Here is a 21,179-nt window from a genome sequence, read left to right as displayed (position 1 = left end):
TTTAACAAATATCACTGCGACAGATGCGACGAAATTACCCTTGGCTGGTGGTACGATGACTGGGCCTCTGGTGAATAATTCAAACTCTGCTTCGACAGCTCTAGCAGTGACTCAGGCTGGTGCTGGGTATGCGGCAAGCTTTATGGGTGGGAATGTAGGGATTGGGACCTCCAGTCCCGCAGGAACCCTCGATGTCCAAGGCGGAACAGCGGCGGCTTCAACGAGCGGAACAAGTATAAATATTGTAGCTCAGAATGGCGGAACAGGGGGAAATTTCAATGGTGGGTCCGTGAGTATCACTGGGGGAAACTCGAACCTTAGTGGCTTAAGCGGTGACATCAATATCACTTCAGGAGGAAGCGCAGTCCAAAGCAAAGTTGGAAATATCAATATTACCACGCCTAGCCAGGGCTCAGATAATTCATCAACAGGCATTATAACCCTTAGCGCTGCCGGATACGGCGGCACTAATCATGGAGGATACCTTCAATTGCAGGGCAATTCAGCTTCGAACACAGGAGGTGATGTTGTGTTGAGGAGTGGAAATGGGGTGATGTCAAGTGGCAACCCAGGCAAAGTCTCAATCAGTGGCGGAAGCTCGTGGTATAATACAGGTGGAGCGGTGGAAATTACTGGTGGAGCGGGTGGCAATACCACAGGCATTGGTGGCAATGTAGTGATAGCTGGTGGTGCAAAGCAAGGAGCGGGCACTGTTGGAAATGTGATTTTGGCTGCAAGTGGTGGGAACGTCGGTATAGGAACTACAACGCCACAAACAACTCTCCAAGTTGCGGGAATTATCTCGCCAGCCGTAGACAACACCACGACTCTTGGTAGCGCAACATATCGATTCACAACAGTCTATGCGACAAATGGTACGATCAATACTTCTGATCGCCGTGAGAAAAAAGATATCTATGACACCGATTTGGGATTAGATTTTATTAACAAATTGCGCCCTGTTTCCTATCGTTGGAACACAGGAATTGATAACGATGTTCACTATGGCCTGATTGCCCAAGAAGCAGAACAGGTCATAGATGAGATTGGTAAAGGGGGAAAGACCTCTATTGTCACTCACGACGAAACAACAGATCGTTTCGGTGTTCGGTACTCAGAACTCATTTCGCCGCTGATAAAGGCCGTTCAGGAGATTTATAGGAAGTTTCTAGGGGTCGATCGCGAGATCGCCTCTGTGAAGGCTGAAGCAAATGCCAAGACTGCTAAACTCGAAGCGGAAAATGCTGAACTTAAAGCGCGCCTTGACCAACAAGAAACAGAATTAGCGGCTATCAAAAAAAAGCTCGGATTATAAAAAAAGAAACTACTTAAACAACGATAAAAAAACCATTTTCTCCAATTGTGAGTGGTCACCACCAAAAATTGGTCCTCTAAATTTCTATCAAAATCTACCGGTAAGCGGGAATCCCCGTAATGTACTCACCGAGGACTAAACGATGAATATCCTCAGTGCCTTCGTAAGTGTTGACGCTTTCGAGGTTCATCATGTGCCGGCCACACTGGTATTCGAAAGTGATTCCACTGGCGCCTAAAATATCTCGGGTCATGCGCGCATGCTTCAGTGCCTTTGCAACATTATTCATTTTGGCCATTGAAATATGTTGAGGGAGAATCTTACCTTGATCTTTGGTTCTTCCCAATTGCAGGCTCAGTAATTGGCTCAGAGTGATGTCCGTGTACATTTCAACTAATTTAGCTTGTACCAATTGATAACTAGCAATGGGCTTATCAAACTGGATCCGTGTTTTTGCGTAATTGAGGGCCTCGTCATAACAGGCCATCGAGGCGCCGACGGCCCCCCAAGCAATCCCATAACGAGCGTGATTTAGGCAGGCGAAGGGACCTCGCAGTCCTTGGACTTGAAGCTGTTGACTGACGGGAACTCGGCAGTTTTCAAAAATAAGCTCGCTGGTAATAGAGGCCTTGAGGGAGTATTTTTTCTCGATATTCCTTACGGAAAATCCTTTGGTGTCCCTGTCGACAATCAGACCAATAATTTTACCCTCGTCATTTTTGGCCCAGACGATGGCTAAATCAGCCATCCCGCCATTGGTGATCCACATTTTAGAGCCATTTAAGATATAATGATCACCTTCTTTTTTCGCTTTGGTGAGCATGCCGCCGGGGTTGCTCCCGAAGTCAGCTTCGGTCAGACCAAAGCAACCAATCAGCTCGCCTTTAGCCATTTTTGGTAGGTATTTTTTCTTGTGTTCCTCTGTCCCGAACTCAGCAATAGGACTCATGCACAGAGCTCCCTGAACGCTTACAAAAGAACGAATGCCGCTGTCCCCACGTTCTAGTTCTTGCATGATCAAACCATAGGCGGTGTAGCTCACGCCGGCGCAGCCATAACCTTTGATGGTAGCTCCTAGCGTTCCCATTTCAGCCAACAAAGGAATCAATCTTTTTGGAAAAACACCTTGTTCGAAATCATCGGCAATTGAAGGCATGATCTCTTTGGTGACAAATTGACGGAGACTATCTCTAATGAGAATTTCTTCCTCAGTGAGTTGTGACTCTATATTAAAAAAATCAGGCGCTGTAAATGGCTTCATAGATTACCTCTTTAATTCAGTTTTATCCTAGATATTATTGAATAAGATCCATCCTAATATTTCCATGGAACTTTATTCATCAAATATCTCTACTGACCTAGTGTGTTATGCTCAGATGGCCTTTAAATAAAATCTGCCTCAAGAAAAAAAGTATGATAGCAGTTGGAGCCTATGAATGTGAATAAGTCTATTAATAAAAATAATTTTGTCATCACCATTGCCACCGTAAATGGAAGTGGTTCTCAATCTGCAAATAATATTTTACTCAAAACCTTGTTTCGCATGGGCGTGCCTGTTGGCGGTAAAAATGTATTTCCTTCAAATATTGCCGGTTTGCCCACATGGTTTTGGATACGGGCCGAAGAGAATGGATACGTAGCGAGAAGAGCGAAAGCGGATATATTCGTTGGAATGAATCCGCAGACTCTCTTAGAGGACTTAAAAACCCTAAGATCTGGTGGTTTTTTTATTTATAACTCGGACTTAGGAACCCAATTGCAATCAGACCTGGCTCAAACCATTGTCAAAGAGGCTTCGATTCAATTGATACCCATTTCATTCAAGCCTTTAGTTGATCAGAGCACAGATTCAATTAAAGTGAAAAAACTAGTGATCAACATGATCTATGTGGGGGTTCTTGCCAAACTTTTAAACTTGGATTTGGAAGTTCTCAATCTTTCTATTGCCGACCAATTTGAAAATAAGGACTCCGTCATTACGGTCAATAAAAAAGCGGCGGAGTTAGGCTATCACTATGCAGAGACCACTCTCAAAGATATTCCTTTCCCTTACCAAGCAATAACCACTGAAAAAAACAAAAACAAAGTTTTGATGGAAGGGAATACTGCGGCAGCCCTCGGTTGGCTGTTTGGCGGCTGCACCTTTACCGCGTGGTACCCCATCACGCCCTCAAGCTCCATTGTCGAAAAATATATTCAGCTCGCTCAAAAATATCGAAAAACCAGTGAAGGTAAAAACAAATTTGCCGTCATTCAGGCCGAAGATGAGCTGTCCTCCATTTGTATGGTGCTAGGTGCAGGATGGGCTGGCGCTCGCAGCGTGACGGCCACTTCTGGCCCTGGGCTGAGCCTGATGGCAGAGGCCGCAGGGTTTTCCTATTTTACCGAAATTCCCTCCGTTATTTGGGACGTTCAAAGAGTCGGGCCTTCTACGGGAATGCCTACGAGAACAGCCCAAGGAGACTTGCTGTCTGCCGTTCATCTTTCCCATGGGGATACCAAAAATCCCTGTTTACTACCTGGAAATATTCAAGAATGTTTCGAGTTTGGTCAAACAGCTTTTGACTTAGCCGAAAGACTTCAACAGTTAGTTATTGTTTTAAGTGATCTCGATTTAGGAATGAATCTGTGGATGGAAAATAAACTGACCTATCCTGAAAAGCCTTTCGATAGAGGAAAAGTTTTAAATGCAGAAGATTTGGAAAAAATAGGCCAATTTGAAAGATACGGAGATCCTGATAAAGATGGAATTCCTTACCGAACCCTTCCAGGAACTTGGCACGAGAAAGCTTCTTATTTCACTCGTGGAAGTGGGCATAATGCTAAAGCCGCTTACACGGAAAAAAGTGATGAGTACCAATTTATCGTCGATCGCCTTGCTAAGAAGTGGGAAACAGCAAAAACGATGGTGCCAGCTCCTGTCTATTTACAAAGTGATCCAAATTTAGCTTCCAAAGATCAAGCCTCCAAAACTCAAGGCGGCAAGGTTCAAACGAAAGCTCAAATTGGTATCATCGCCTATGGCTCTAGCGACCTTGCGGTTAAAGAAGCCATGCATTTGTTAAAAGAAAAAAATATAGAAACACATTACTGCCGCATCCGAGCCGTTCCGCTGACTCCCGATATTTTAGATTTTATCCAACAACATGAGGTAAACTTCGTGGTGGATCAAAATCGCGATGGGCAAATGTGTGAACTGCTTAAATCAGAGTTCAATCAGGTTTTTCACTTAATCGAGTCTATTAGGCACTATGATGGCACGCCCATCACTGCTGAAAGTATTCTCGAGCCTATTGTTAAATTCTTGGTAAACATGGCTGAAAGGAGAAATTAAAATGACAGTAACACCTAAAACACCTCCTGCAAATGCTCCCGTTACAGCTCCTGCAAATAAAAACAAAGTGAATTTGGAAAAAAAAGATTATTCTGGTTCCGCCTCTACCCTTTGCACAGGTTGCGGTCATGACAGCATTACGGCTCATATAATTACAGCCACCTATCAAAATGGAATTCATCCCTATCAAATTGCCAAGATGTCTGGAATCGGCTGCAGCTCAAAGACTCCGGCTTACTTCATGTCTAAATCTTTTGGTTTTAATTCCATGCATGGACGTATGGCCCCGGTCACTACAGGCGCCAAAGTCGTTAATGGAAGTTTACACATGATTGGAATGAGTGGTGACGGTGATACCGCTAGTATTGGAGTGGGTGGCTTTACTCATTTAATACGAAGAAATGTACAAATGTGTTATATCGTTGCTAACAATGGCGTATATGGATTAACTAAAGGGCAATTTAGTGCTACCGCAGATAAGGGTGCTAAACAAAAAAGTGGTGCCTACAATCCATTTGACACCATTGATATTTGCTCCTTGGCACTCACTTTGGGATGCACCTTTGTGGCGAGATCTTTTTCTGGTGATGCCAAACAATTAGTTCCCTTGCTTCAAGCTGCTCAAAAACACCGAGGTACAGCTCTTATCGATGTGATTTCACCCTGTATCACTTTTAATAACCATGATGGTTCTACAAAAAGTTATACCTACGTTCGTGAACACGATGTCAGTCTGCAAGAGTTGGGACTGGTACAGCCCATGGAGGAAATCAAAGTAGATTACCGTGAGGGATCCACGCAAAGGGTTCAAATGCCTGATGGGAGCGAGTTGATTTTAAAAAAATTAGGAGCCAATGAACATTCTGTGAGTGATAAAATAAACGCGCTTAAGCTGCTCCAAGAGAGCGCCAATGCCGGTCAGATTTTAACAGGATTATTTTATATTAACGAATCGTCGCCAAGCCTTAATGAAGAGCTAAACCTGGTTTCTGAAGGTCTCTTTGAGTTAAATGAATCTCAACTTAAACCCTCAAAAACCCAATTTGAAGAAATCTTGGCAGACTTTTTATAACCTGATTATTAGCATTTCACGACTGCCACACGAAACTATTTCATGAGGATCTTCACGTTGTTTTGTGACAAAATATCGCCATCGACTTTTAAAGTACCTCTGAAGTTTTCAAGATGATCAATTTGGCCTTTCACTTTCAAGGTACCTCTGAAATTGGATATTCTTTTCACATTTCCAGAAATTTCTAGAATGCCACGATAGTTTGAAATCTCTTCGATGCTTGGGGAGTCCAAACACAACAAGCCTCTAAAACTGTGAATTGATGAAACAACATCGGCTCTCATTATAGAGAGCGACCTGACATTATTCACAAGACCAATGTTATCTGCCTCTGCAAGCAAAAACAGTGCTTTGATATTATTGAGTCTGAAAATATTTTTAATGTTGAAAAGAAAAAGCAAACCGTGATGATTGTTTATACTCACATCATCTTGAGCCGAAATTTTTAAGTTCCCCACCGTGTTATTTACAGAAGTAGCATCAGTTTTTTTCACAAACCCGCTAGTTAACATCATCAGTCTATTTAACCCTGCACAGGATATTTTATATCCAGATTTAATGCTTCCATTATCTTCATCAATGTCATAATCAAGATACTCTTTGGCAACATCTATAGAGTCGTCTTTATCATCATCATCCTTTATGGCTCCATGAGAGACTGTTGGTGACCCGGCAGTTGGTGACCCGGCAGTTGGTGACCCGGCAGTCGGTGGCACCATCGTCGGTGGAGCGTTCACTGTAGAGGGCGGCGGAGCGGAAGGAGGGATTACCGATGCAACTGGCGGAGGTGGCATCGTTGGCGATGCTGTAGGCTGCGTTGGAGCGGCCGTAGGTGGCGGCGTTGGAGGAACTCCGACAATTCTATCTGGATCAACTATAGTTATCGGATCTTCTAATGCTGGATCAGAACTACTAACAGGACTGGGTAAATTAGGTTGGTCGGTATTATTGGCATCCATTTTGGCCACCCCAGATTGGCTCTGCATGCTGATATTTCCTGACTGGCCGCAGTTTTGAAATGAAACAATAATTAATACTGACAAAAAACTTAACAACAATCTGCTCGTAAATTTCATTAGAGCCCCCTGATAAATAGAAGGTGCAAAATCAAAACCTATTCAGCTTCATCGTGATCAATTTAAGTGAGTTGATTTTAAACATTGAATAAATTGATAACATATGTTTCAAATTCTCTTTTTGACACAAAGAACTGTTAAGTCAATAGTGTCTCAATTCGATCAAGAAACTCAGAATAAGAGATAACGAGAACATTCTTATCTTTTAGTTTTGTTGATCCTCTATTGATGAGCCTTTCTGTTTCTATGCTCTGGTACCGTTTATCAGGCACGTCAGATAGTAATTCTTCTGCAAGAAAAACGATGCCTCTAAAGTCTGATAATACATCAGGCACAAGTTTATCCAATACCGATTTAGACATTATAAAGAATTGGATTTTAAACTCTGAATTTAAAATGTAAGATAAAAATTAATATTTAGTCCTGGCACACCCACGAAACCTTTTTCACCAATAAATTCTAAATAAGGGGTCACACGGTAATCAAGAATCTTACGATAAATGATCTCACTCCACGAAACGGATAAATTGTAGCCAAGAAGGTGATAATCAGGCCTGTTATTATAATCACAAAAAATATTATAGGATATGCTTTTTTTGGAATTCAGATGTTGTCCCAGTGATAAACCATGACTCACTCCTAAAACATGATTTTTTTCCTGATACTCGCCTTCATTAATCCAGGTTAAAGAAAAAAACCTATTTAGAGGAAAATCAAAATTATAGGCATTGAAAATTCCCACTCCCTTATCAGGATGGGCAAATAATTCAAGTTTAGGGTTTACGTGGAAAGTATTTACACTGATAAGACTTTCAAATGTAAATGAATGAGATACTTTTAATGGGTCTTGAAGTTCAATACGAGGCTGAAAAGAAGTTCGTATTTTTCCCAAATTTTGAAACCACCCAATAGTGGCTCCATAATTTTGATCTTTGGGGGCCTGTTTAACGTATTTATTTTTAGCCCCCCGTTTATCTTCAACTTCATCATATGAAGTTAACTGTAACTGCCAATACTTTTCAAGATTTGGAAGCCTCAATACAATTCGAAATCCAGTCGTGTTATTAAAAGTTTCACGCTCTTTGACAAAACTGGAATTCTCAATCCTAAATGTAGTTTCATTTTTTTTTGTTGTTAACTTTTGACCTACCAAAAACAAATCAATCGCTTCGGCCTGGCTATCAAACCATTCTGATAACTCTTTATTATTCCGAATAAGAAACTCCTCAAATGTCTCTTCTGTTTTCTCATTTGGAGTCAAGGAAAGAACTCTAACTGGCAAGAAAAAAATCGTGCTATAAAAAAATAAGAATAGAAAGTTTCGAGAATAGAAAAGCTGGCATCCTGAATAAAAGGAGCCAAAAATAAAAAGTCGTTGGACAATAGGATACATTGATTTTAATCTTCCTCTATGTTGAAGATTATGACGTTTATCTTATTATCGGTAAAGAGTTTTGCATACAGCCCTGCACCAGGAAATGGTTATATCAGCGTTGGACCTCTACTCTCTAAAACGAACTTTTCAAATACAAACTCTGGCGCCCAATCGCCATTTCAGCCTGGATTTGGAGTTGTAGGCTTGGGAGATATCAGCAGTTACTCATCCATTGAAGTCATGATGTTCTATACCAATAAATTTTTTTTTCGCGAACATGATTCCCAGATTCTTAGTGAGAAGACGGAACTTCTTCAAATTTCCATGGGCTATCGTAGATATTTTTCAGAATTTGTGAGTACTGCTATAGATTTTTATTCCTCCTACTCTATTGGAGATCCACAAATAATTCACAGTGACTTTCTCTCTGGAACAGACATGAACACCTCCGCAAGAGATTTCACTGAATATGGATTTGATTTTTCATTACAATTCGAGCTATGGAGAGAAAAGAAGTCAGCATTCATTCTTGATAATAGGTATTCACTTTCTGTTACCAACAAAAATCAAGAGTATGGGAATAGTTATTTATTTTTCTTAGCCTATCAACAGCAGATTAAGTAGATTAGTAGCTCTCTAAAAATAAGGCTCTTAATGTGATTCTAGCGGTTTAAAATCAACTCTGATTCCATCATCTGATTTTGGAATAGCCGTTCCATTAAATCTAATTAAATTAAGTTCTTTAATATAGGTCCATCCATTTTTTTCATCTTGATCTATCAATTGGCTGTTTAAATAGACTTTTATAGAAGAAATTTCTGGTACCTCTTTAAGTTTGTAGTCTGTAAGAACCTGTATGACCCTGGCTTTGATTCCAGACAAGGCATTATAAATATTGCTCCCACATATAGATCCTGAAAAACCGGAGCTGTACTTAACCAAGTCTAAGAATTTGACACCTGGACTTTTGTAAAAACTCCAATCACCACTTGGGCACTGGTCATTCAAGGAAAGAACACCAAAGAAATTAAATGACCATGCTTTGGAGCCATCCTCATAATTGGGTTTTAGTTTGTTTAAAAAATCAGCATAATAAGTCCATTCAAAACGGCTTTCATCATCTTCATTGCTCAGAGCAATAACACTTAAATAGGCGTCCTTTCTTATAAAATTTTTTCCTTCTCCGTTAAGATACTCGTCTGAAAAAACACTCACCATAGCATCTAAACCTTGTTCAATTGTAGCCCCATCCACACCAACCAGGATTTTCTTGGCCAGCTCCTCATTTATATTTTTACTAGAGGAATCAATAAATTTAGGATTTCCAAATAGCTTTCCACTGTAATCAAAGTGACTGTTCATTGTGGTTGTGACAACACCAATATGAAAATCCATTCTTAATTCATTGAAAGAATTAATAAGAAACGGCAATTGATCAGCCACATACTTTTGTACCACATTCATTGAAGAGGTATTATCAACAATAAATAAAAAGTCGACTTTGTTGTTATACTTAATATCTTGTGCGAAATTTTGGCTTGCTTGCGGCAAATCAAAATTAACACTGTTCGAACAACTCACTAAAAAAAAATAAATTATTAATATAAATTTCTTCATGATGCCTTCTTTTTGCCTTTACCCTCTGATTCCGCAAATTCTTGAATTTTCTGTTTAATATTTTGACTAATGCTTGTAAATCTAACTCCATACTTGAATTCTAAATTTTGACCCTGCTGGTGACTATTAAATTGCTTACTTACTATAGTACAAATGGCATTAAATGGTGGAACGCCATCCCCTGGTTGAAAATGTAAAAATAAATTTTGGCCGTTCCTCAAGTCATTCGTATCTACGAAAATCCCTGCCCCTCCAGAGCTTAATTCAATACTTCTTCCCTTATAAATTTTTTTATTATCATGAACAACCAAACTGCATCCATAGTTGACTCTAATATTTCTGCGCCTAAAAAAATATTCCTGAATTTCAGGATTTCCACTTTTTAATAAATTTTGAATATTTTCAGAAGCGAAATCAGGGGTTTCTGCAACCCGCTTCCAATTTTCAAATTTTTCATGCCATATGAAATCATATTCAGACAATATTTTTGATTGTAACATCTGAATTATTTCAGTGATAAAAAAAGGACCATAATTGTTGTTTTCCTTCAATAAATACCAAGCTTTTCCCTCAATTTGCTGATCTTCAATCGTTTTAGTTTTCTTATTTTTTTGTTTAGCTAGGGGATCCTCGCTTGGACCTCGTAAAACACTTTCTGTAAATAATTTATTGAACTTTGGATGTTCCATTATTAGGATCCAATCTCTTTTTGAATTTTCAAAAATATAGTCCATCCAACTTATTTCTTTTAATTTAATCTTTTTAAGAATCTGATCTTCAGTTAAAGGACCTAACTGTTTTTCATTTTTACTTATAAAGTAGATATTCTTCATGATTCGTCCTTAGCCATATGGACCTTATTCGGGAAAAATCGATTTAGACTTTAAGGAAGTTATTAAAATGAAAAACTTTATTTAATCTATTTTGTAAATATTTTTGACGTTATGAGCTCTTTGCCGAAAAAACTGGACCTTTGTCTACACTTAGACCTTCATCATCCATATATTCTCTGGGGGTAGCCATATATGGTGTATTTGAATATCCCACCCTTAAAAAAATGGACGCCTTTTTAAAGTCCAAGGGGGTTTTATCTGTTATCATTGTTTCTAGTTCATTCAAAATTGATTGATGCTTAATAGAAAATGAAAAATACTTTTTTTGATAGAAATAATTTGCCAAAATTAAGGGTCCGCCATATGGGTGAAGATGAATGCCATTCTCTGTCAGAGTCATCCAAATATCCATCATTTTTTTTCCTAAGGCAATCCAATGAATCTGCTCAATTCCAACTTCGGAGAGGTGCCAAATTTCTGGGGAAGATTTCAACGGCCTCGTAACACTTTCATAATTTGGCCATAGGTGAAATAAATCATAGGGTATCGTTAGAGGAAATGATTTTATCATTACCATCAATTTTTCTAAAAAATAACTGAGACCTAGATTTTTAATTGGAATTCCACGATTTTCTGAGTTAACTGTTAGCTCTTGTAACAATTCATGAAACAACTGATCATTTTGAAAACGTATTAAGGACAATTTTTTTAATACATTAATGACCCTTTGACGATCTTTGCTCGTTTCAAAAGAAACAATACCCGAGACCCTATTAAAAAGATCCGACTTAATCTCATTAGGGATTTTTTTGGATAAAAAAAGGTTTCTGTCTGTAAATCTTTTTCGAAAATACTCTTGTTTTTTTTGAGTTAAATCATTAAGTAGACCAAAATCTTTCTGCAATTTAAAAATAATTTTTGAGTCAAATGGGTTTTGATCCAGATTTTCGGTAATAGATAAAACTTTAATCCCGAAACTGGGCGCCAAATAATTCACACTATAAGTCATAATACCAAGACCAATTAAGCTTCCAAAATAAAATGGATCTGCATAGGTATGAGTATTTTTATTTTTTTCTATTCGAAGAGTTAGCGTGTAGTTTATTTCACTCTCTTCCAACATAAGTCTGCAGGGTTGCTGGTTACCACCAGAAGGACAATATTTCAATAGCTTAATCATTTCGTGGATCATATTAGAATCATACAGAATCAAGCTAAAACCAATCTATAGGCTAATTTGACTTATTTTCGATTTCTGCTTGAGTCTTACTTTCTAGTCGCCTATGTTTTACTGAGATAGGCTTTACATGAAAAAAATTAGGTCCCAAACCTACTCAAGCAGTATTTTGTCTCTTAAAAAAAATGAAGCCATTATTTTAAGACGTCATCGCTATCAAGAAGAGAAAATGGTTTTAGATATTCATTCAAAATTCTGGAGTCTTGGCTATGGTGATTTTCCCGAAAATAGCCTCTATTTCTGGTCAAATAAAAAGTGGAATGAGGTCAAAGGTCAGATTTTACTTTATCTGAGCCCCTTTTCTATTATTAAATGGAAAATTCGAAAGGGTAATCTAAAGTGGATTTATCTTTTAAGTCAAACTAACTTGGAAAAAGCAACTCAAATCGAATCAAAAATAATTTCGCCTTTTCAATCTCACTTTCTGCCTTTGATTAAATCTTCTTCATCGTTATTGGCTTTTATCGAAAAACAACATGGCATTCATCCAAATCTAAAAAGTGAGAGCCATGTTGAAGGCTTATTAAGGAAAACCATTCAGAAGAGATTTATGATTTCAGAAAACATTAAATCACTAGTTAAAGAGAACTATAACTATTCCTATGTCAGCAGACAATTTAAAAAATCTTACGACATTTCACCAGTAAAATATCGTAATCAATTAAGACTGATTCAGGCATCACATGAATTGCTATTTAGTGATGAATCGATATTAGAAATAGCCAACAAGATTGGACTAACTGATTCAAAGTTTTTTTATAATCAATTTAAAACTATTTTAGGAACAAATCCATCAAAATTCTTAATTCATAAAAAGAAATTCACAAAACCTGCTTGATCTGATTCCCCGGCAAATCTATGTTCTTGCGTTTACCGGGGAGTTGATCTACTCTGTGAATTCCCCGGCAAATCTATGTTCTTGCGTTTACCGGGGAGTTGAACCCAAAACCTCGGAGGGGATATGTTTATTGGACGTCGCCAAGAGCTGGCTCAACTGCAAAAACTCACGAAAAAGGGAACTGCCAGCCTTGTTTGTCTGATGGGCCGACGACGAATCGGCAAAAGCACTCTTATTTCTGAGTTTGGAAAGACATTCCCTCGGTTTGTGTCCATTCAAGGTCTGGGACCCGACGAACGAGTCACGCTCCAAGATCAATTGGACCATTTTTCTGAGAAAATCAGCGACATCTTCAATACTAAAAAACAATATTTCGACAGTTGGACAGAAGCCTTGAGCACTCTGGCGAAGCAGACCTCCATGGGACCATGCTTGATCCTGCTGGATGAGATCTCTTGGATGTCCAAAGGAGATCCCTTATTTCCCTTGAGAGTAAAGGACGTCTGGGACACTCAATTTAAAAAAAATAACGATTTGATCTTGGTTCTGTGCGGCTCAGTCTCTGCCTGGATCGAGGACAACATTCTAAAAAATGCAAGTTTTGAAGGTAGGATTTCCCTGGAGCTCGCTCTTGAAGAACTCAGACTTCCCGAAATCAGAGAACTTCTGGCACAGAGAAAATTTCAGATGGGGATGTTTGAAGTGTTGCAAATTCTGGCGGTTACAGGGGGGGTTCCCAAGTACCTCGAGGAGATCCTACCGAAACAAACCGCTGAACAAAATCTGATACGCCTTTGCTATGACAAAAATGGAATTTTGTTCAATGATTTTGATAAAATTTTCGTGGATATTTTCGGAAGAAAATCAAAGAGTCTCGAAAAAATTGTAAGAATTTGTTTGGAAAAAAAACTCACCCCCAACCAATTGGCTTTGGAGCTCAAGTCAGATCAAAATAGTGATTTGACAGAAGCGATTCATATTCTAGAACTGTCTGGATTTCTCAGTCGGGATTTTTATTTTCAACCCTCAGGCAAAACTTCAAAGCTGAGTCACCTCCGAATAAAAGATAACTATTTGCGCTTTTATTTGAAGTTCATTGAGCCTAAAAAGAAGCCGATCCTCAAAGGGGGAAAGGTCATCACGTCTTTCATGGACCTCAAAGGTTGGACCTCCATCATGGGTTTGCAATTTGAAAATATCGTTCTTCAAAACAAAGATTTGATCTTGAAAAATCTTGCCATTGAAAATTCGCAATTGATTTCAGCAGCTCCTTATGTGCAGCGCAAAAAAAGCACAAACAAAGGGGCCTGCCAAATCGATCTTTTGATCCATACCAATTTAGATGTTTTTTATCTTTGTGAGATCAAATGCAGAAAGGAAATTGATTCCAGCGTGATCGAGGAAGTCAAAAGAAAGACTTCTGTTTTGCAATTGCCCAGGCGTTCCTCACTCAAAACTGTCTTTATCTATGAGGGTGAGATGTCAAACAAAACTCTGGATCTCATCACTGAGTATTTCTATCAAGTGATTCCTTTTGAAAAACTTTTTTTGTCTTGACTGAGGGGCCGTCCAAAAATTATCTGGGTAAAGCTAAGGATATGCCAATGAATAGGAATTGGTATACTCTATTTAAATTTAAACTTAGACGGAGTTGTTTGGGTAATTTTCTTAAACTGTTTGTTAAATCGACTTAGATCTGAAAAACCAGTTTGAAAAGCAATATCAATAACACTTAAATCTTTCACATCCGTTAATAACGTAAACATCGAATTAAAGACCCTAATTTTTGTTCGGTATTCAACAGGTGTCAGTGTAAATGTTTTTTGAAAAATCTTTGTTACTTGCGAATTCGTTAAATTAAACCGAGAGGAAATATCCTTTATATCCATCTTTTCTGAGTAATTTTCATCTAGATAGTCTTTAATATCATTAGCTAACTTATGAGGGCCGTTGATAACATTTTTTGGAATTTGATATTTAATTTTCCCATAATTAATAATTTCAAAAAAATCAATAAGACTCTTTGGTTTATTAACTTCGTTTTCAAAAAGGGTGATCTGATCAGATTGAATACGATCATGTTTTTTAGTAATATAGGCTTCCCATTTTAAATGATTGGTGAGCATTTTCCAATGAACCAACGTATATTTAGGAATAAAAATGACGACAGGTCCAGATAATTCTATGGAGGAATCATAACTCTTTAAAATCAAAAACTTTTCCTTCAGATCAGCAAAGGCAAGAATCGAGAAATCTCCGTAGGTATCAATAGCTTCATAGCCTAATGGGTAATAATGTTCTCGCCTTAGTAACATTAAACTTGAATCAATTTTTACGAATTCACTCTGATAAGAAGGGGTTGAAATATGCAAATTTTTATTTTTCATATTTTAGATCCATGGAAAAAAACGCCTAGATTACTCCTATTAACTCTATAATATTTAAACAAGTAAAGGAAAATATGAATCAATTTATACCCTTATTATTATTAAAAGAATTTTTTTCATCACAAAAACTAGTTCGAATTCCTGAAGTGATGGTGATGAGGAGTGAAAATCAAACTAATGAATTTAATCAAAGCGGATTTGAGGATTCAGCACTTAAAGCTTCTTACTTATTTCATGCTTATTGGGCATCAAGAACTATAAATAAATCTACTAAAGTTTTAGATTTAGGAGTCGGGCCTGGAAACCAACTATCCTATATCGCGTTAATGAATCCAAACATTCAGTTTTTTGGGGTAGATTTATCTGAAAACATGCTAAAGCTCGCCCAGGAGAATTTCAAGAAACTGAATATAAAAAATGTTGAACTTATCTGTGATGATATTAGCACTTTAAAAAATTTAAATTCGAATGAGTTCGATGGTGTCATTAGTAGCGTCGCACTTCACCATTTAAATAGTTTTAACGATCTAGAAAATACTTTCAAAAGTTTAAAAAGGGTCCTTACAAAAGAATTTTCAATGTATATCACTGACTTCCTCTTATTTAAAAACCCAGAGAGTGTCGATCAACTGATAGCTCTCAGTAAAGATCAGTCACCTGAATTTCTCTTGGACTACAAAAATTCTTTAAAAGCCGCATTTAATAAAAAAGATTTTCTCAGCATTAGGAATTCACTTTTTCCTCAGGTTAAAGTCCATCTCTCTTTTATTGCTGAGTTTTTGATCATACTAAAAACTGCCTCTCATCCTATAAATAAAACAGCAAAAATGTTTATTGAAAATGAATTAGATCAACTCGGTAAAGAAAGTAAAAAAATATATAAAGATATCTGCTACTTGTTTATACCCTCTGGATTGTTTTAGGGCTCTAGGAATAAATAGAGTGCCACTTTTTGCTCTTTTGTTTAATTCCCTACAGTGGATGTTCCAACTAATATAAGCTATATTTTAAGACAATGAGACACCTAGTTTTTCTTATCTTTTATTTCGCCTTTTTTCTCTTTCAAGCTAAAGGGTTTGCCTCCCAAGCTTGCTTAACTAAATATATTTCTTCGACCTTCTCGATTCGAATACCCATGAATGACTCAGAAGAATTTATTAAAGCACAACAGGGGATTCAGACACTTCATTCAAATGGGTTGATTTTTAAGTTCATCACTCTCAAAGGATTAAGTCAGAATCATCCTTTATATCAAGTAGCCAAAAACTATCTTTTACGTGACTATCCAAATTCCCTGAAGAAAAATGATTCATTTATTGAAAGATTGAACGAAACAACCTTGATCTTATGGGAAAATATTCATTTACTTTTAATGTTTGACAACAAGAGTTTGAATATCCCCATTGCTGGGGCAGCTTTTTTTGTTGGTAAAACAAATTCTGGTCCTTTGGCTCCTTTTATAACAGCTCCTTTACCCATGGAGCTGGAAAAGGGTATTCACTTGAAGAGCAAACAAAAAAATCCTCATATTCCTATGGTCGAAATTGGGCGTTTGAGTTTGAGTGAAAAGGCACAAAATAGAAGAAACAAACTAAAAACCTTATTAAACGTTTTACATCAAATAACCTCAAACTCGGAACCTTTATCTGAGTATTTTACTTATACCTCAAAAAAATTGTTACAATTTTATAGATTCTCGGGATACAGATTTCTAAATTTCCCTGAGTACGAGAATCACGGATTGATTTCTCATGAAGATGTTATTTCTCAGCTTATTTTAGAGCTTCCCTGATATAACTACTACCCTGATCTAATAACCAGACCACAATAGCGATTACAAAAAAGATACAGCCCATTTCACGCCACATAGCTTGTCCTTGATAAGCAATCAATAATTTACCAATTCCGCCCCCGCCTACGAAGCCTACGATGGTTGCCATGCGCACATTGATATCCCAACGATAGACCGTAAATGAAATGTAGGGCAGGACCACCTGGGGAACGATGGCATACCAAATAGTTTGTAGTTTGGAGGCTCCGGTGGATTGAATACCTTCAATGGGACCATCTGAAACCGTCTCAACGATTTCAGAGTATTGTTTAGCAAGGGACGCAATCGAATGAATCATCAATGCTAGCATCCCAGCGCCCGCACCAATGCCTACCCAAACTGAAAAAATAATAGCCCACATGAAAGCCTCTACGGAACGAATAATATTTAGCATCGTTCTTAGAAATAAATAAACCAAAAAAGCAAGGGGATGCCTCATGATGTTTTTTGCTGCTAAAAAACTGAGTACAAAAGCTATGGGTATCGCAAAGGCTGTTGCAAGAAAAGCCATGAAGAAAGTTTCAAACATTCGTAAAACAGCATGGGGTAAAAGTTGAAAATTTGGATTTAACAGCTCAGCAAAAATTCTTTTGACGCCCTTATAACCATCTATATCTAATAATTTAAATACTGAAAAATCGGTCACTTTGATACCCACGGCAAAAAGTGTGAATAATAAGATAAATAGATGCCAATGAGAAAATGATACATACCAAGGTACTTCTTGAGAATTCACTTTTTTATAGGCTGGTTCAAACAACGTTTCACCCAATGTCTTAATTGATTTTTTATTCAAAAAATTACTAATAACAATGGAAACAAAGAAAAAACCAACAACAATTAACGAGTTTTTTGATAAATTCAACCACTCTTCATCAGTTGGCTTGGTCATAGCAATCAAAACCACACAGAGTAAAAAACCGAAAGTTAAACCGTCAAATACAGATCTTCTAATTGAAAATGAATTCATTTTACTTCCTTAGTTTATATGGACTTCTTTGGAACCCTCACCATAAATTTTTTCAAACCAGGCTTCGTCGATTTCACTGGGACTTCCTTCATAAACCAGTTCTCCATTTTTCAGGGCAATCACCCGAGTGGCATACTGACGAACCAAACTTAAAAAATGGAGATTACAAATAATGGTGATCCCTAATTCTTGATTTACTTTTTTTAAATAATCCATGACGACATGGCAAGTAGCAGGGTCGAGTGAGGCCACAGGCTCATCAGCCAAAAGCAACTGAGGATTTTGTGTTAACGCTCTGGCAATAGCCACTCTCTGTTGTTGCCCACCAGAAAGTTGGTCAGCTCTGATTTTGGCCTTTTCAGCAATACCAACAAGATTTAAATATTTTAAAGCCTGCTCCCTATCCTCTTTTGAAAACAAACCAAAAATTGACTTCCACGTTGACATTTGACCTAATTTTCCCATGAGTACATTGGACATCACTGAATGCCTTGGAATTAAATTAAAATGTTGAAATATCATTCCAATTTTAGTTCTGATTTTTTTAATTTCAGCTCCCTGTGCCTTTGCAATATCTAGAGGCTTATCTTTTTCACTATGAAGGTGACTATCAATACTTCCTTTAAATATAATTTCCCCAGAAGTGGGATCATGAAGTCTATTTATACATCGAAGTAAGGTAGATTTCCCGGAACCGCTAAGTCCAATCACCACAAGAAACTCGCCTTTTTTGACATCAAAGGAAATTCCTTTTAGCGCGCGCACTCCATTTGGGTATGTTTTTTCCAAAGCCCTTATACTTAAAATATTATCTGCCATAATTTATTTTACCAATAACTCTTGGGCTGACTTCCCAATGGATGAAAGCATATTTCTTACCGATTCATAGTCTTTGTCCGTGGTCACTTTTAAATCGGTGACTCCATACATTTCCTTAAAAGCATTTTTTCCCTCTTCCGTAGCAACAAATTTTAATAAAACCTCTGTAATTTTTTTCTTCATCTCTTCATCCATTTCCTTGCGAAAGACAATAGGGTCATTGGGAATAGGTTCAGATAGCTCCAAAATTCTCACCTTAGATTCAACATCTGGATATTGGGTCAGCACCAATCTCCTTGCGTCTTCCATTTTTCCCTCACTCGGTGGAGAATAAAAAGTAGCGCCGGCGTCGACTTCTCCTAGATAAACCTTGGTGATTACCGAATCATGTTTCATGGAAAAAATGGTTTCCTTTGGAACAATTTTCTTATCTTTAAGCGTCTTCATGGGTAACAAATAACCAGAGGTTGAAGAAGGATCGACAAAAGAAATCACCTTCCCATTTAAGTCTTCAAGTTTTTTAATTGCACTATCTTTTTTTACCACAAACTGCGATTGATATGTTGCTGATCCATGGCGAAGAACGACAAGCCTAGCTTCAGCTCCATATTTCTCGTGGGCCAGTAAATATCCAAAGGAATTTAGAGCAGCAATGTCAGCCTTTTTAGTTCCAAAAGACTCTACGACCGCCACATAAGATTGAGGAACTGAAATTTCATATTTATAAGGAGTCTGAGATTCTAAATATTTTTTGAATACCTTAGAATTTGCTTCCAAAACTTTGGCATCAATGGAAGGTGTAAAATAGAATTTAATTGGGTTTTCACTACTCCCTAACTCTGCTTTTTGACTGGTGCAACCAATACTGAATAAAACAAAAAGCATCAAACCTAAAGAAATATATTTCATATTATGAACTTCTCCGTATAGTTTGGACGGAAGCTACCAAAAAAAAATGTAAAATCCAACAAAACTCTTTGCTTTTATTTATCTTCCATGGCTGAATCCAAAATCATTTAATCAAATGAAACGAATATATGACGCACAATCAAAATAAAATACTTTCTCCAAGACAAATCCTACTTCAAATTAAAAATCTTTCCTTGAATAGTCCACGGAAGCCTCTGGTTGTATTTGATTTAGACTCGACCTTATTTGATGTCTCTCCTCGGATGGAAAAGGTATTAATTGAAATCTCTCAAACTCCTGAATTTATTAGGCGATTCCCTGAGGTTAACTCTTATTTCAGAAATATTAAAACTCTTCGAAATGACTGGGGCTTTATTAAAGTTCTTCAACGAGCTGGGGTCGATCATGACCACTATGAACTTTTTGATTATGTCAGATCTGCTTGGATTGATAAATTCTTTTCTAATGAATTCGTTCATTATGATGTTCCCTATGAGGGAGCCTCCTTTTTCGTCAACCAGCTTTATCATTTAGAAATACCCATTGCCTATTTAACAGGACGTGATGTGGCAAGAATGGAAAAAGGCTCCAAGGAGGTTCTGCTAAAATGGGATTTCCCTTTAAATGATGATTCTGCCACCTTGATTCTGAAGCCTTTCAAAGAAATGGACGATGCCCAGTTTAAATGTGATTGGTTTAAAACTTTAGATAAAGATAAATTTTCAAAAATTTACTTATTTGAGAATGAGCCCGTGAATATCAATTTAATTAAAAAAGAGCTTCCTGAAATTGAGATTGTCTTTTTTGAAAGCACCCATTCAGGAAAAGAGCCTCCTCCTTCTGAGGTAGCCACGATTATCAATTACTTATTAGAAGAAGGATAAATGCTATATCTTATTGCCACCCCCATTGGGGACTTCAATGAAATCAGCTTAAAATCTTTAGATATACTTAGAAAAGCTGAATATATTATTTGCGAGTCGACGAAGGAAACCTCCACTTTATTGAAATTTCACCAAATTACAGGAAAAAAATATGAACTCCTGAATGAACACTCCACACCAGATGATGTGAAAAGGCTCTGCGAGTTGTGCTCATCTCATCTCGTTGCTTTAGTCTCAGACTGTGGTACACCAGGATTTTGTGATCCAGGAAGTGACTTGGTTTCTTTATGTCGAAATAAAGAAATTGAAATTAAAAATTGCTTAGGGCCTTCTAGTTTAATGGGCCTCATCAGTTTATCTGGTTTAAGATTAACTGAGTTTTTATTTCGCGGCTTTTTAAGTCAAGATACTGAAACCAGAGATTCTCAATGGCAAGATTTGGTTCATGACATGAATAAAAACAAAAGACCCATTGTGGTCATGGACACTCCTTATCGATTACATAGAACCTTGTCTGATTTGGAAAAATATTTTCCACAAAATATTATTATTCTCGCATTGAATCTAGCAACGGAAGAGGAAATGGTGTTCAGAGGAACACCGGCTCAAATTAAGTTTAATACTTTACCAAAAAAGGCTGAATTTATTTTACTTTTAACTCCAACAAAACATTAGGGCATCC

The 21,179-nt window shown here is 37.5% G+C and carries 21 protein-coding genes; 10 read left to right on the top strand and 11 right to left on the bottom strand.

Going from position 1 to position 21,179, the window contains the following annotated elements:
* On the top strand, positions 1–1,315 hold a 1,315-nt coding region (locus J0M15_05290), incomplete at its 5' end, for a tail fiber domain-containing protein (GenBank protein MBN8536444.1).
* Positions 1,316–1,409: 94 nt separating this feature from the next.
* Here J0M15_05290 and J0M15_05285 read toward each other — a convergent pair.
* The gene (locus tag J0M15_05285) at positions 1,410–2,576 is read right to left on the bottom strand and encodes an acyl-CoA dehydrogenase family protein (protein MBN8536443.1); all 1,167 of its coding nucleotides are present in this window, start codon (positions 2,574–2,576) and stop codon (positions 1,410–1,412) included.
* Between the two features lie 171 nt (positions 2,577–2,747).
* On the opposite strand from J0M15_05285, the gene J0M15_05280 reads away from it, so the two are divergent.
* Together J0M15_05280 and J0M15_05275 are read left to right on the top strand one after the other, a co-directional pair.
* Positions 2,748–4,649 (top strand): 2-oxoacid:acceptor oxidoreductase subunit alpha, encoded by a 1,902-nt coding sequence (locus J0M15_05280; protein MBN8536442.1) that lies wholly within the window; start codon positions 2,748–2,750, stop codon positions 4,647–4,649.
* A 1-nt stretch (position 4,650) separates the two neighbouring features.
* Positions 4,651–5,721, top strand: a complete 1,071-nt coding sequence (locus tag J0M15_05275; protein MBN8536441.1) for a 2-oxoacid:ferredoxin oxidoreductase subunit beta — start codon at positions 4,651–4,653, stop codon at positions 5,719–5,721.
* Between the two features lie 35 nt (positions 5,722–5,756).
* Here the strand turns inward: J0M15_05275 and J0M15_05270 are convergent, their stop codons facing one another.
* The 3 genes from J0M15_05270 to J0M15_05260 all read right to left on the bottom strand — a co-directional run bounded on the left by J0M15_05270 (position 5,757) and on the right by J0M15_05260 (position 8,190).
* Positions 5,757–6,797 (bottom strand): hypothetical protein, encoded by a 1,041-nt coding sequence (locus J0M15_05270; GenBank protein ID MBN8536440.1) that lies wholly within the window; start codon positions 6,795–6,797, stop codon positions 5,757–5,759.
* 137 nt (positions 6,798–6,934) lie between these two features.
* The gene (locus J0M15_05265; protein ID MBN8536439.1) at positions 6,935–7,132 is read right to left on the bottom strand and encodes a hypothetical protein; all 198 of its coding nucleotides are present in this window, start codon (positions 7,130–7,132) and stop codon (positions 6,935–6,937) included.
* A 56-nt stretch (positions 7,133–7,188) separates the two neighbouring features.
* Positions 7,189–8,190: a hypothetical protein gene (locus J0M15_05260; protein MBN8536438.1), complete on the bottom strand. Its 1,002-nt coding sequence runs from the start codon at positions 8,188–8,190 to the stop codon at positions 7,189–7,191.
* A 30-nt stretch (positions 8,191–8,220) separates the two neighbouring features.
* Between J0M15_05260 and J0M15_05255 the strand changes: the two genes are divergently transcribed.
* The gene (locus J0M15_05255) at positions 8,221–8,796 is read left to right on the top strand and encodes a hypothetical protein (GenBank protein MBN8536437.1); all 576 of its coding nucleotides are present in this window, start codon (positions 8,221–8,223) and stop codon (positions 8,794–8,796) included.
* 27 nt (positions 8,797–8,823) lie between these two features.
* On the opposite strand, the gene J0M15_05250 is transcribed toward J0M15_05255, so the two are convergent.
* The 3 genes from J0M15_05250 to J0M15_05240 form a co-directional block, all read right to left on the bottom strand.
* Positions 8,824–9,789, bottom strand: coding sequence for a hypothetical protein (locus J0M15_05250; protein ID MBN8536436.1), 966 nt, complete (start codon positions 9,787–9,789; stop codon positions 8,824–8,826).
* Entirely contained in the window at positions 9,786–10,622 is an 837-nt protein-coding gene (locus J0M15_05245) for a DUF4339 domain-containing protein (GenBank protein ID MBN8536435.1), read from the bottom strand. Before J0M15_05245 ends, J0M15_05250 begins: the two co-directional genes overlap by 4 nt.
* Positions 10,623–10,731: 109 nt before the next feature.
* A complete protein-coding gene (locus tag J0M15_05240) occupies positions 10,732–11,802 on the bottom strand; it encodes a hypothetical protein (protein MBN8536434.1) in 1,071 nt (356 codons plus the stop codon).
* Positions 11,803–11,929: 127 nt separating this feature from the next.
* On the opposite strand from J0M15_05240, the gene J0M15_05235 reads away from it, so the two are divergent.
* Both J0M15_05235 and J0M15_05230 read left to right on the top strand, forming a co-directional pair.
* Entirely contained in the window at positions 11,930–12,697 is a 768-nt protein-coding gene (locus tag J0M15_05235) for an AraC family transcriptional regulator (GenBank protein ID MBN8536433.1), read from the top strand.
* A gap of 123 nt (positions 12,698–12,820) precedes the next feature.
* Entirely contained in the window at positions 12,821–14,254 is a 1,434-nt protein-coding gene (locus tag J0M15_05230) for an ATP-binding protein (GenBank protein ID MBN8536432.1), read from the top strand.
* 68 nt (positions 14,255–14,322) lie between these two features.
* Here the strand turns inward: J0M15_05230 and J0M15_05225 are convergent, their stop codons facing one another.
* Entirely contained in the window at positions 14,323–15,084 is a 762-nt protein-coding gene (locus J0M15_05225) for a helix-turn-helix transcriptional regulator (GenBank protein ID MBN8536431.1), read from the bottom strand.
* Between the two features lie 74 nt (positions 15,085–15,158).
* Between J0M15_05225 and J0M15_05220 the strand changes: the two genes are divergently transcribed.
* Positions 15,159–16,007 carry a class I SAM-dependent methyltransferase gene (locus J0M15_05220; GenBank protein MBN8536430.1) on the top strand — a complete coding sequence of 283 codons (849 nt, stop codon included), beginning with the start codon at positions 15,159–15,161 and terminating at the stop codon, positions 16,005–16,007.
* Between the two features lie 212 nt (positions 16,008–16,219).
* On the top strand, positions 16,220–16,876 hold the full coding sequence (locus J0M15_05215) for a hypothetical protein (protein ID MBN8536429.1): 657 nt from the start codon (positions 16,220–16,222) through the stop codon (positions 16,874–16,876).
* Here J0M15_05215 and phnE read toward each other — a convergent pair.
* Genes phnE through J0M15_05200 form a run of 3 tightly spaced genes read right to left on the bottom strand, consistent with a single transcriptional unit; the run spans position 16,857 to position 19,613 of the window.
* Complete coding sequence (phnE, locus tag J0M15_05210; GenBank protein MBN8536428.1) at positions 16,857–17,885, bottom strand: phosphonate ABC transporter, permease protein PhnE; 1,029 nt, start codon at positions 17,883–17,885, stop codon at positions 16,857–16,859. The two genes, J0M15_05215 and phnE, sit on opposite strands and share 20 nt — an antisense overlap.
* 9 nt (positions 17,886–17,894) lie before the next feature.
* Positions 17,895–18,704, bottom strand: a complete 810-nt coding sequence (gene phnC / locus J0M15_05205) for a phosphonate ABC transporter ATP-binding protein (GenBank protein MBN8536427.1) — start codon at positions 18,702–18,704, stop codon at positions 17,895–17,897.
* A gap of 3 nt (positions 18,705–18,707) precedes the next feature.
* Positions 18,708–19,613: a phosphate/phosphite/phosphonate ABC transporter substrate-binding protein gene (locus J0M15_05200; GenBank protein ID MBN8536426.1), complete on the bottom strand. Its 906-nt coding sequence runs from the start codon at positions 19,611–19,613 to the stop codon at positions 18,708–18,710.
* 128 nt (positions 19,614–19,741) lie between these two features.
* On the opposite strand from J0M15_05200, the gene J0M15_05195 reads away from it, so the two are divergent.
* Together J0M15_05195 and J0M15_05190 are read left to right on the top strand one after the other, a co-directional pair.
* The gene (locus J0M15_05195) at positions 19,742–20,497 is read left to right on the top strand and encodes an HAD family hydrolase (protein MBN8536425.1); all 756 of its coding nucleotides are present in this window, start codon (positions 19,742–19,744) and stop codon (positions 20,495–20,497) included.
* Positions 20,498–21,172, top strand: a complete 675-nt coding sequence (locus J0M15_05190; protein ID MBN8536424.1) for a methyltransferase — start codon at positions 20,498–20,500, stop codon at positions 21,170–21,172.
* Positions 21,173–21,179 lie beyond the last annotated feature (7 nt).

This window comes from Deltaproteobacteria bacterium (assembly GCA_017302835.1).
Taxonomy (GTDB): domain Bacteria; phylum Bdellovibrionota; class Bdellovibrionia; order Bdellovibrionales; family Bdellovibrionaceae; genus UBA2316.
Note: the sequence above shows the minus strand (reverse complement) of the source record. Positions and strands in the feature narration are given on the sequence as shown.

What these genes read in the sequence shown, in the direction of transcription:
- J0M15_05285 (MBN8536443.1), bottom strand. Translation starts at nt 2,576, where the DNA reads ATGAAGCCATTTACAGCGCCTGATTTTTTTAATATAGAGTCACAACTC.
- J0M15_05280 (MBN8536442.1), top strand. Translation starts at nt 2,748, where the DNA reads ATGAATGTGAATAAGTCTATTAATAAAAATAATTTTGTCATCACCATT.
- J0M15_05275 (MBN8536441.1), top strand. Translation starts at nt 4,651, where the DNA reads ATGACAGTAACACCTAAAACACCTCCTGCAAATGCTCCCGTTACAGCT.
- J0M15_05270 (MBN8536440.1), bottom strand. Translation starts at nt 6,797, where the DNA reads ATGAAATTTACGAGCAGATTGTTGTTAAGTTTTTTGTCAGTATTAATT.
- J0M15_05260 (MBN8536438.1), bottom strand. Translation starts at nt 8,190, where the DNA reads ATGTATCCTATTGTCCAACGACTTTTTATTTTTGGCTCCTTTTATTCA.
- J0M15_05255 (MBN8536437.1), top strand. Translation starts at nt 8,221, where the DNA reads ATGACGTTTATCTTATTATCGGTAAAGAGTTTTGCATACAGCCCTGCA.
- J0M15_05250 (MBN8536436.1), bottom strand. Translation starts at nt 9,789, where the DNA reads ATGAAGAAATTTATATTAATAATTTATTTTTTTTTAGTGAGTTGTTCG.
- J0M15_05245 (MBN8536435.1), bottom strand. Translation starts at nt 10,622, where the DNA reads ATGAAGAATATCTACTTTATAAGTAAAAATGAAAAACAGTTAGGTCCT.
- J0M15_05240 (MBN8536434.1), bottom strand. Translation starts at nt 11,802, where the DNA reads ATGATTAAGCTATTGAAATATTGTCCTTCTGGTGGTAACCAGCAACCC.
- J0M15_05235 (MBN8536433.1), top strand. Translation starts at nt 11,930, where the DNA reads ATGAAAAAAATTAGGTCCCAAACCTACTCAAGCAGTATTTTGTCTCTT.
- J0M15_05230 (MBN8536432.1), top strand. Translation starts at nt 12,821, where the DNA reads ATGTTTATTGGACGTCGCCAAGAGCTGGCTCAACTGCAAAAACTCACG.
- J0M15_05225 (MBN8536431.1), bottom strand. Translation starts at nt 15,084, where the DNA reads ATGAAAAATAAAAATTTGCATATTTCAACCCCTTCTTATCAGAGTGAA.
- J0M15_05220 (MBN8536430.1), top strand. Translation starts at nt 15,159, where the DNA reads ATGAATCAATTTATACCCTTATTATTATTAAAAGAATTTTTTTCATCA.
- J0M15_05215 (MBN8536429.1), top strand. Translation starts at nt 16,220, where the DNA reads ATGAATGACTCAGAAGAATTTATTAAAGCACAACAGGGGATTCAGACA.
- phnE (MBN8536428.1), bottom strand. Translation starts at nt 17,885, where the DNA reads ATGAATTCATTTTCAATTAGAAGATCTGTATTTGACGGTTTAACTTTC.
- phnC (MBN8536427.1), bottom strand. Translation starts at nt 18,704, where the DNA reads ATGGCAGATAATATTTTAAGTATAAGGGCTTTGGAAAAAACATACCCA.
- J0M15_05200 (MBN8536426.1), bottom strand. Translation starts at nt 19,613, where the DNA reads ATGAAATATATTTCTTTAGGTTTGATGCTTTTTGTTTTATTCAGTATT.
- J0M15_05195 (MBN8536425.1), top strand. Translation starts at nt 19,742, where the DNA reads ATGACGCACAATCAAAATAAAATACTTTCTCCAAGACAAATCCTACTT.
- J0M15_05190 (MBN8536424.1), top strand. Translation starts at nt 20,498, where the DNA reads ATGCTATATCTTATTGCCACCCCCATTGGGGACTTCAATGAAATCAGC.